Origin of the sequence: Kitasatospora sp. NPDC127116 (assembly GCF_042677365.1) — a bacterium.
GTDB lineage: Bacteria > Actinomycetota > Actinomycetes > Streptomycetales > Streptomycetaceae > Kitasatospora > Kitasatospora lactacystinica.
The window spans coordinates 1-2014 of sequence record NZ_JBHXTL010000290.1; the positions used below are offsets into that span (position 1 = coordinate 1).

Consider the following 2014-nt stretch of genomic DNA (forward strand, 5'->3'; position numbering starts at 1 on the left):
CGCCTGGTGGCTGCACCGGGCCCGGCACCTGCGGCGGCTGCCGAGTGCCGAGCGCCGGGTGCGGGTGCTGATGGACTGGGTGCTCGGCGGGGTGTTCTCCCGGGAGGTGGTCTCGCTGGGCGCGATGGAGCACCCGCGTTCGGCCTTCGAGGGAGGGTTCGGCCCGAGGTCCGACCGGCCGTCCGACGGCGGACCGGATGCCGCCCGGTGACCCCACCGGTCGACCCGGGCCGGTGGCCGACCGAACGGCGGGCCGGAGGGTGGATCGGAGGGCGGAACGGACGGCCACGCCGGGCGCGCGACTTCCGGAACCGGGCCTCCGCCTGACAGGATCAGCCCGACCTGGTCATTACCCCGTGTGCTGCTTCGCACACAAAAAGTGATGATATGCCTGGAAAACGAGGAAGCGGCCGTCGTTTGAACCTCATGCGCTGGAGCGCCCGGCTGGCCGGAGTCCCCTGGCGTGCCCTCCCACCCCACGGGACCGGCACCGAGGACGGAGCCCCCTGCCCCGACGGCGTCGTCGTGCCCGGCCCCCGCGACCCGAGCAGCCCCGCCGCCACCGCCGAGCTGCTCGACCCGCACAAGCCGCAGAACCTGCGCGAGGTCCTCAACCGCATCCCCGCCCCGGTCGCCGTCACCTACGGCCCGCTCCACCAGCTCGGCTACGCCAATCGGGCCTACCGCGAACTCTTCGGCGAACGCCCCACCGGCCTGCCCGCCGGCGAGGCCCTCCCCGAGCTCGCCACCATGGGCGTCCTGCCCCTGATGGACCAGGTCATCCGCGGCGGCCGCCCGCGCAGCGTCAAGGCCCGCTGCATCCTCGGCCTCACCGGCAACCGCTACTACAACGTCTCCTGCGTCCCGCTCGGCACCGGCGAGAACGGCGACGCCCCCACCGAGGGGCCGCCCGCCGGAGTGCTGATCTTCGCCGCCGAGGTCACCGACCAGGTCCTCGCCGCCGCCCGCCTGCGCGAAGCCGAACGCCGCCAGCGCGAGGCCGCCGTCACCCTCCAGCGCAGCCTGCTCCCGCAGAAGCTCGACCAGCCGGCCGGCCTGCGGGTCGCCGCCACCTACCAGCCGGGCGGCGCCGAGGCCGCGGTCGGCGGCGACTGGTACGACGTGATCGCCATCGACGGCGGACGCACGGCACTCGTCATCGGCGACGTCATGGGCCGCGGCCTGCGCGCCGCCGCCGTCATGGGCCAGCTGCGCACGGCCGTCCGCGCCTACGCCCGCCTCGACCTGCCCCCGCACGAGGTGATGCGCCTGCTCGACGGCCTCGCCATGGAGATCGACGCCAACCAGATCGCCACCTGCACCTACGCCGTCTGGGACCCGCGCCGCCGCACCCTCTCCTACGCCTCCGCCGGACACCTCCCCGTACTCCTGCGCTGCCCGGACGGCACCATCCTGCGCAGCGAGGAACAGAACGGCCCGCCGCTCGGCACCGGCGGCGGCCTGCACGTCTCCCACACCCTGCGCCTGCTCCCCGGTACGACCGGCGTCCTCTATACCGACGGACTGGTCGAGCGCCGGGACGAGGACATCGACCAGGGCCTCGACCTCCTGGCCCGCACCCTGGCCGGAGCCATGGGTGCCCCCGAGGTGATCTGCGCCCGGCTGCTGCGGGCGATGGGCGTGACCTCCGAGCACGACGACGACGTCGCCGTCCTGGCCTTCCAGCTGCCGGCGGAGGAGGGTGCCGAGAAACCGGTTGCGCCGGTTGACTCGGCGAGGCCGGAGGTCTAATGTTCTTCGAGCTGCCTGGCAGGGAGCACCGGACACGCGTCAGCGCGGACGGTCCCGGGGCAGCCAATCCTCTGAAACACCACTTCCCGGTTCGGGCCGGGTCGCTTCGTCGTTTTCACGTTGCGGCCTGGTGCTTATTCGGCGTGCGCATTTTATTGGGTTGCGGTCGGATTCGCTTTTCGGAGCGGGGATCGGCTAGAGTTTGAAACGTCGGACAGGGCGTCAAGCCCCGGAAGACACCGGCGAGTTGGATGAACGAAGC

2 pseudogenes are annotated in these 2014 nt (G+C 72.6%); both read left to right on the top strand.

Features of this window, described 5'->3' with window-relative positions:
• Positions 1 to 211: pseudogene (locus ACFVHV_RS43705) on the top strand (NAD(P)/FAD-dependent oxidoreductase); the annotation flags it as partial.
• Positions 212 to 417: 206 nt separating this feature from the next.
• Positions 418 to 1710 (top strand): annotated as a pseudogene (locus ACFVHV_RS43710) (SpoIIE family protein phosphatase); the annotation flags it as partial.
• Between the last annotated feature and the right edge of the window lie 304 nt (positions 1711 to 2014).